General features: G+C 40.9%; 11 protein-coding genes. 4 read left to right on the forward strand and 7 right to left on the reverse strand.

What is annotated here, in order from left to right:
* Positions 1-72: 72 nt before the first annotated feature.
* The 4 genes from LZD48_RS14605 to LZD48_RS14620 form a co-directional block, all read right to left on the reverse strand.
* The gene (locus tag LZD48_RS14605; RefSeq protein WP_235763457.1) at positions 73-1,266 is read right to left on the reverse strand and encodes an MFS transporter; all 1,194 of its coding nucleotides are present in this window, start codon (positions 1,264-1,266) and stop codon (positions 73-75) included.
* Entirely contained in the window at positions 1,263-1,688 is a 426-nt protein-coding gene (locus tag LZD48_RS14610; RefSeq protein WP_235763458.1) for a MarR family winged helix-turn-helix transcriptional regulator, read from the reverse strand. The genes LZD48_RS14605 and LZD48_RS14610 overlap by 4 nt, the downstream gene beginning before the upstream one ends.
* A gap of 77 nt (positions 1,689-1,765) precedes the next feature.
* Positions 1,766-2,137, reverse strand: a complete 372-nt coding sequence (locus LZD48_RS14615; RefSeq protein ID WP_235763459.1) for a hypothetical protein — start codon at positions 2,135-2,137, stop codon at positions 1,766-1,768.
* Positions 2,134-2,316, reverse strand: a complete 183-nt coding sequence (locus LZD48_RS14620) for a DUF1648 domain-containing protein (protein WP_235763460.1) — start codon at positions 2,314-2,316, stop codon at positions 2,134-2,136. The genes LZD48_RS14615 and LZD48_RS14620 overlap by 4 nt, the downstream gene beginning before the upstream one ends.
* Before the next feature lie 355 nt (positions 2,317-2,671).
* On the opposite strand from LZD48_RS14620, the gene LZD48_RS14625 reads away from it, so the two are divergent.
* Genes LZD48_RS14625 through LZD48_RS14635 form a run of 3 tightly spaced genes read left to right on the forward strand, consistent with a single transcriptional unit; the run spans position 2,672 to position 3,731 of the window.
* Positions 2,672-3,181, forward strand: coding sequence for an SCO family protein (locus LZD48_RS14625; RefSeq protein WP_235763461.1), 510 nt, complete (start codon positions 2,672-2,674; stop codon positions 3,179-3,181).
* Positions 3,181-3,393, forward strand: coding sequence for a hypothetical protein (locus LZD48_RS14630; protein ID WP_235763462.1), 213 nt, complete (start codon positions 3,181-3,183; stop codon positions 3,391-3,393). The genes LZD48_RS14625 and LZD48_RS14630 overlap by 1 nt, the downstream gene beginning before the upstream one ends.
* Entirely contained in the window at positions 3,390-3,731 is a 342-nt protein-coding gene (locus LZD48_RS14635) for a hypothetical protein (protein WP_235763463.1), read from the forward strand. The genes LZD48_RS14630 and LZD48_RS14635 overlap by 4 nt, the downstream gene beginning before the upstream one ends.
* A 472-nt stretch (positions 3,732-4,203) precedes the next feature.
* On the opposite strand, the gene cyoE is transcribed toward LZD48_RS14635, so the two are convergent.
* From cyoE to LZD48_RS14650, 3 genes are all read right to left on the reverse strand, one after another.
* Positions 4,204-5,103 carry a heme o synthase gene (gene cyoE, locus LZD48_RS14640; protein WP_255771076.1) on the reverse strand — a complete coding sequence of 300 codons (900 nt, stop codon included), beginning with the start codon at positions 5,101-5,103 and terminating at the stop codon, positions 4,204-4,206.
* A gap of 3 nt (positions 5,104-5,106) precedes the next feature.
* Complete coding sequence (locus tag LZD48_RS14645) at positions 5,107-6,381, reverse strand: molybdopterin molybdotransferase MoeA (RefSeq protein ID WP_235763465.1); 1,275 nt, start codon at positions 6,379-6,381, stop codon at positions 5,107-5,109.
* A 294-nt stretch (positions 6,382-6,675) separates the two neighbouring features.
* Positions 6,676-6,918, reverse strand: coding sequence for a DUF2249 domain-containing protein (locus LZD48_RS14650; RefSeq protein WP_235763466.1), 243 nt, complete (start codon positions 6,916-6,918; stop codon positions 6,676-6,678).
* Positions 6,919-7,127: 209 nt separating this feature from the next.
* Between LZD48_RS14650 and LZD48_RS14655 the strand changes: the two genes are divergently transcribed.
* On the forward strand, positions 7,128-7,811 hold the full coding sequence (locus LZD48_RS14655; RefSeq protein ID WP_310739843.1) for a Crp/Fnr family transcriptional regulator: 684 nt from the start codon (positions 7,128-7,130) through the stop codon (positions 7,809-7,811).
* Positions 7,812-7,960: the final 149 nt, after the last annotated feature.

Consider the following 7,960-nt stretch of genomic DNA (forward strand, 5'->3'; position numbering starts at 1 on the left):
TTTATAATTTGCTGATTTTCTTTTCTTAATTATAAAGGGTTAAGCATGATGCTACAAGTAGGACGTGCGCGATTAAGCAGTTTGTTTTACTTCGGCTTTTTTCCTTCCATGCAAAAAATAATAAATCGGTAAAGCTAGGAATGCAATGACACTCATCGCTAAATAAAGTCCACGGAAACCAGTGACTCGAATGAGATAACCGAGTAAGAATGGGCCAATCCCCATTCCAAGGTCATAAAACGTGAAGAAGGTTGCAGTTGCAAGTCCAACCCGTTGGTGTGGTACTGTACTCACTGCAATCGTTTGAGCACTTGATTGTAAAGTTCCAAAGCCGACCCCAATGATTGCTCCAGCGATAAGCAAGAAGATGCCATTACTAGCCTGACTAAGAATGACTAATCCAATCCCAAACAAAGCAATCGATGGATACATGACACTATTTTCACCTTTTTCATCATACATTCTCCCCGTCACAGGGCGTGACAGAAGGAGAAACACGGCATACATGACAAAGAAAAAGCTTGCCGCGTCGACAAGATTAATTTCTACCGCATACGTACTGATAAAAGATAGAATACTTGAGTTGGCGACCCCAACGATGAGCATAAAAATAGATATCGGGAGTGCGCTCCCCTCAAAGTAATCACTAAGTTTAAATCTTTTCTGCCGTTTCTCTTTTTCAAGATATTTACTTTCGATTTCCGGAACATTCATAAATAGCGCAGTTACTAGTGCGATAATTGACATCCCAGTTGTGATAACAAAAATCATATCCTGACTTAAATATTGCAAGGTTATTAAACCAACAAACGGGCCAATTGCCATCGCAAAGTTATTACTTGTCGCAAAGTACCCCAGTCCTTCCCCGCGTCTGCTCGGCGGAATGACATCGACCGCAATTGTTCCCGTTGCAGTTGTTGTAATACCGAATGCAAACCCGTGAACAAACCGGATTAAGAGCATCCAGCCGATTGTATTAACCGGGAAATAAACAAGTGCCATGACAAGAAACAGCGCTAGCCCGAATATTAGTAACTTCTTCCGCCCGACTGTTGCAATCAAGTTCCCTGCCACCGGACGAACTAAAACAGCACCAAGTACGAAAATACTTGATGCCAGACCTGCAATACTTCCCGAAACATTAAATTGTTCAATGGAGTACATGGCTAGGGTCACCATTAAAATATAGAAGGAAACAAATAGAAGAAAGTTGGTTGTGGATACCATAATAAAGTCTTTTGTCCATAATTTTTCACGCTTTGTCAATTTATCTCCTCCTTTTTAAGTTTATTTTTCAAAGATAGAATTGTGTTTAACGTTGTTTCCATATCAGCTTCCGAGATTTCTGCTGCTAGTTTCTTCTCAAATTGAAAGACAATTTCCTGACCTTTTTCATAGCTGTTTTCACCTGTCTCTGTTAAACAAATGCGACGCTCTCTTTTATCTGCGCCCGGAACGGCTTCGACTAACTTTTGTTCTTCCAGCCTTTTGATTGTACGGCTAATAGTCGGTTTTTCGACATCGAGATAATTGCTGATTTCAACAAGGGGCACTGGTTGTTGCTTTTTAATGCAATATAAAACGAGCCATTGCGAATGAAATAGCCCGGCTTCTGAAAGTTGCTTATTCAATGCTTTCTTAAATGCCCTGCTGAACTGAAGCTGCTGATGAAAGAAATTTACCTTCACGAAATCCTCCTCTTCTGAAATTAGTTACCTAGTTAACTACATATGTTTACTTGGTTTTTGTCAATAGAACGAACCATTCAGTTGCGCTTCCTAAATGGTCCTATTTTTAAATCGTGATAAATTTTCCAGAAATAGTAGACAAAAGGAACGAAGATAAGAATGATCATGATTTCTACACCGAAACCAAGTCCATTTTCTTTCCCTAGTGCATTTTGAATAATATCGTAGTAAATACTTGCAAACATCAGACTGATAACTAAATTAGAAACTGCCAGCATTCTCGCAGTATGTTGCTTTACAGTATGAATCTCACCCTCTGTTAATTCTTCCTTTTTCAAAAAGGGAATATTCATGAATTGCAGACTGTCTGCCTTATTTTCGGAACGAATGATTAAAAAATAATTCAACACGAAGCAAAGCAAGACTGTATGGAAGTTAAGCAATATCAAGCCGAATAAAGCCCCCTTATGCCCCAACCATCCGCTTGTCCTGCAATATTAAAATGAATTGGAATCTCCGGCGGCAGCTTGCCGAAAGAAAAGAAGACGTAAATAATCATGCCGAACATCATACTGAATGTTAGCAGATCAAGTGCAGGCGGATAGTACTTCTGAATATTTCTCCACATGGAATCAACCTTTCCTTATGTATAACTTCTATTATACTACGAAATGAAGTCTCAATGAGATTCATCCAAGAAGAACTGCTTACACGATTATTTCAACCACTTTTTCTTCTGACGTCATCATTTTGTCACAAAGACCTCTTATTCGTGTTCGAAGTCACAGCTTACAAGTGATTTACATCACACAGGCAGCAGAATCTTCGCTGTACACTAGAGATAAGAAATAACAGGTAACGCCAAAAGTTCTATGAAAACCAAGTGAAAATCTACATGTCATTTTAGCGACCAATAAAAAGCTGGCTAGAACGAAAGAAAATGCAGAATGAACTCTAGTTAGCGCACGAGTTCCTAAAGAGTCATGGAAGAACAACCTGTATTCCCTGAAGTGACACTCGAGGACAGTAAAGAACGCGTCTATCCTTTTTCTGAATTCGCAGGAAAATACGTAATGCTTACCTTCATTTACACTGCATGTACCGATGTCTGTCCAGAACTCGAAATGAACCTAGCACAAGTTTATAACTCCATCTCGGAAGAATACGTCGGTGAAGACATCGTATTTATGAGCATTAGTTTGGATCCTGAACAGGACGATCCTGACACATTGGAGAAATACCGTGCCTACTTTGGCAGCGACGGGGAAACGTGGCGAATGGCAAGAATTACCGATGAAATGGAACTAAACGCCCTGCTCGATGATTTCGGTGTCATCGTCATTCCCGACGGATATGGACATTTCCAACATAATTCAGCATTCTATCTCGTCGACCCGAATGGAATTCTGATTGAAGTGATGGATTATATCGAGATTGGTACAGCGAGTGATAATTTATTATCTATTTTAAAAGAGGAAGCGAGTGATTTATAATGAGACAGCCCATTTATGGTTTAGCACTATTCATCTTTCTTATTTTGCCACCGGTTGTAACCCTCGCGGAGTCTATTATGGCAATCCATATGCATATGCAAATGCCTTTCTTCCTCATTGCGGGTGTACTCATGACACCTTTCTTCCAAAAGAAGTTTCCTCACTTTTTTGAGAAATGGAATGGGAATGGTATTCCAGGAATCTTAATATGATTATTGCTATCTATTGGATGATTCCCCGTACGATGGACGAAGCTTTAACGATCCCAGCGGTGGAAATTTTTAAGTTTATTAGTTTGCCGTTTTTAGCTGGTGTTCCATTAAGGGATAGCTGGGTTAAAGTTAGTGTCCGCGTGAAAAATGCAGTTTATATTATTATTAGTGCTATTTTCGCGGCGATGGCTGTTCTATATATTGCTGCGCCTACTCAATTATGTAACAACTACCTCATTGTAGAACAAAAAACACTTGGCTGGGGATTCGTCTTCCTCGCAGGCGGCATCTTCTTCTACTTCATCCGAACCATATTTTATAAAGAAACGGAAGAGTAACCACTTGTCACTTCCATACAGCGTAAGTGTCCGAAACTTTCTCTTGGAAGTCCGCAGTCCAGACACCTCTCGCACCTGCTGAGCGGCCGGCAAGCCTCCTCGCGCTATCGCGCTGCGGGGTCTCGCCAGGCCTATCCTCCCGCAGGAGTCTCGAGTGTCTGGACTGCTACCAGGAATGACCATATTGGGATCACTATTTAATGTACTGAAAAGGTATAATCGTTATCATGCAGGAATAATTTGTATTTAAAATAATCATCACTACCAGTTCAGTTGCCCGGTGGACGGTGACTCCTGCGGGAAAAGCACGAGCCTGGAGACCCCTTAGTGCTCAGCCCGAGGAGCTCTAGCAGTGCCTAAGGATGCGCATCCGTCCACCGGGCAACTGAACGGCGATTAGAGAGTCTTTCAAACGAATGAGCAAACAATTACGCTGAATGAAAGCAATTATCCCTGAGAGTTGTGTTATTTTTTATACCGTTACAATCATCGCTAACAGAAAAACAATCAACAGGTAGTTAACGGAGAATAGGAAGTTTTGTTGGGCCCATTTTAAGTCATCTTTCACAAAAAAACCGCGAATGATTAAGATGACCCAGATGATAGTTAAGATGGTAACAACGGCTACATAGAACGAACCTAGGGAGTGGAGCATGAATGGAAGCGGCAAAAGACAGAGGCAATAGATGAGCATCATTCGCTTCGTCACTTGCATTCCCTTCACCACTGGAAGCATTGCTACCCCCGCTGCTTTGTATTCCTTAAACTTCCTAATTGCAATAACATATGTATGTGGCATTTGCCAGAAAAATAGAATGAGAGCATAGGTGATTGGGACAATATGCCAGCCTGTAGCGAAAACCGTCCATCCGATTAGCGGCGTTACAGCCCCTGAGATACTGCCAATTATTGTATTCCACGTAAATTTCCTCTTCGTCCACATCGTATAGGGAAAAACATAGATAAACCAACCGAGAATGGAGTAAATCATAACTTCCCAATTTGTGAAAAATAATAGAATAAAGCCGAGTGTCGATACTCCCCAACCGATAAATAATACAGTCGTGAGAGGGATATTCCCCGTTACAGTTGGCCTTGATTTTGTCCGGTCCATTACTGTATCAATATCTGTGTCATACCAATTATTAATGACTAATGCCCCGATAATGACTAACGTACTGCCGCTTATCGTCAGTAATACAACTCCCCAATTTCCAGATAGCGGAATATCTTCGAACTGCATTACGAGCCAAAGACCGGCGATTACCGGTAAGACGTTCGCAATCATGACTTTAAATTTAATAAGTAATTTGATATCGGTGAGGAATGTTTGTTTTTTATTCGCTTGTAGTTTTTCTGTCACATCCAACATCCTCTACCCGCTTGAAAATTCCCCCACTGAAATACTTTCTTCGTAATCTAACAAAATAACTTCCACCTGCTCCCCTTTTTCCGATTCTTTCTTCCCCTTCAAGAAAACGATCAAACAATCCGCATCACCAAGAGAAGAAACAACACCTGATTTATCCAATCCAAGTGGTGTTGCAAAGAGCATACCATCCTTCCAGTCGAGCTTGCCACGAACGAAACGATCAAATGGATTCTTTTTTAAAAAGTCCTTACCAAGAATAGCTGTTACTCGCGGGGAAAATGGGTGACTCGCACCTGAAATGGCTCGGATGAATGGTCGTGCAAGAAGTTCAAAACCGACGTAACAGGCAGATGGATTCCCTGACAAAGCGAAGATGAGCTTCCCGTCCTTTTCCGCCACTGTCGTTACACTCCCCGGGCGCATGCCGATCTTATTAAAGAGCACATTCGCACCAAGTCGTTTGAAAATCTCTGGCATATGATCATAATCACCGACAGAGACTCCACCTGTCGTAATCAGGATATCGCTTTTTTCCAAATTCGTTGCAATACTTTTAAAATTAACTTCCAGATCATCACTTAATTTCCCGTGATATACTGCTTCCGCTCCTACTCGGAGTGCTTGTGCATGAATCATGTAGCCGTTACTATTTCTGATTCTCCCTTGTTCGAGCGGTTCACCCGGATCCAGCAGTTCACTTCCTGTAACAATAATGCCTGCCACCGGCTTCTTTCTGACTGGAACTTGTTCGTAACCAAATGTTGCAAGCAATGCAATTAAACCTGGGTTAATATATTTCCCCGCTTCGGCAATCATCTTACCTTGCCGCACATCTTCTCCCCTAATGGAAATGTTCTGATTCGGCCGCAATGGTCTGCGAACCTGGATATGAGGCTCATCACCTATCCTTACTTCTTTTACCGCTTCAATCATAACAACGGCGTCACAGCCTTCCGGAATTGCTGCGCCGGTCATAATCCGGACTGCTTCATTTTTCCTGACGGTTCCAGAAAACACTTGACCCGCAGCAATTTCTCCGACAACCTTCAATATGCTCGGGGAATGTGTTGTGGCTTTGACGGTATCGATTGAACATACGGCAAACCCATCATAGGGCGAGCGGTCAAATGGTGGAATTGGATAATCGGCAACTAAGTCCTCCGCCAAATAAAAACCCAATGCATCAAGCAGGGAAAGGTGCTCCATCTCACCCGGATGCGCAAATTTCATTAAACGTGTAATCGCTTCCTCTAATTGGATCGACTTTCTTTCAAACATTCCGACACCCCCTGTTTCCTATAATTATAGCATACATAACGAGACTTCCTCCAAGCTAATCTAGCGAAAACCCTGCGATATCCACGCATACAAAAAGCACTCCATCCATCGAACGGTATATCCTAGGGTAACCGTCCGTAAACTCCCACCTAAAATTTAGGGTCTTCAAGAAAAGTTTGGGTGTGAAGAAACGTGAGCTACCACCTAAAGTTTGTTCAACTAACAATCAGTGGGATGAAGAAAAAAACCAACTGATTGAAGTTCCAATTTATTCAAAAGAGTGCCTCTTGCCGTTTATTCTTTTTTACCGATGATAACTCGCCAAAGATCGGGCCCTTCCTCCATGTATTTCCAGGTGAATTCTCCTTCACGTTCGATCAAAAATTGATAATATAATGGTTTCGGATCATGGTCATTCGTAAGTTGCATACACTCACCAGCTTCAAGTTTATCAAATGCCCAGAATATACGAATATGACGACTTTTTGGGGGGATATCAGGAGCATGAACTTTCACACTACAGCTTATTTTATTCATCTTGAATACCTCCGATATTTTTAAATGTATGTTCTTGTTTTACTATATTCATCATATATTAATACTCATTGTTAAGTAGTGAGCATAAACACATTTTTCTGTGATTTTGCTCACATCATTCACTTAAGGGTATGATAGAATAAAGATTGTGAAAAAGAATGGACTAGAACAATACATCTACTTTTAGAGAGGGAATAACATGAATCTAAATTCCGCAAAAAAAATTATTACAGCGCTTTCCTTTATTTAAAAATTTAACAGATTCGGAAATGGAACCAGTGCTTGATATTGCGCGGAATCGCTTATACCGGCAAGGGAGTCACCTTTTCATGCAGGGAGAGCCTTTAACGAATGTTTACTTTATCCTGGATGGAAAAATTAAAATATATCGGACTGATTTGCAAGGAAAAGAACAAATCATTAACGTGCTTGGTGAAAACCAAATGTTTCCGCATCAAGGATTTTTCCGGAACGATAATTATCCGGCCCATGCTGAAGTATTAGAAGAAGCGACTCTCGTCTATATTCCAATTCATCAGTTTGAAGAATTTCTTATTGCCAATCCACGGATAAGTGTCAAAGTATTTCGTGTGCTTGGAGATATTATCGTGGACCTGCAGAACCGTTTAGAAGAACAAATTCTCCACAACACCTATGAACAAATCATCCTATTGTTAATCCGCCTAACAAACAGCCACGGAAAACAACTGAGTGAAGAACAATACAAAATCACAACTCAATTCACGAATAAAGAATTGGCAAATATGATCGGCTCGAGCCGGGAAACCGTCAGCAGAACACTAACACTACTCAAAAAGAACAACCTAATCGAAACAAACAAAAAAAACAACATCATCGTCAACCGCACTAAACTCGAAGAAGAATTATTTTAAAAGAAGTGAGACACGGGGGTCAGTGATATGCTCCCTTTATAGTAGACAGAGAAATAATAAAAGATCTCTACTACTATAAAGGGAGTTTTTATTATGTCTGAGAAAGTAATGAAACACACATTGGATGAAAGGGTTCAAGCTGTATTGTG

The sequence above is a fragment of the Oceanobacillus alkalisoli genome (genome assembly GCF_021556485.1).
GTDB classification, from domain to species: Bacteria; Bacillota; Bacilli; order Bacillales; family Amphibacillaceae; genus Oceanobacillus; species Oceanobacillus alkalisoli.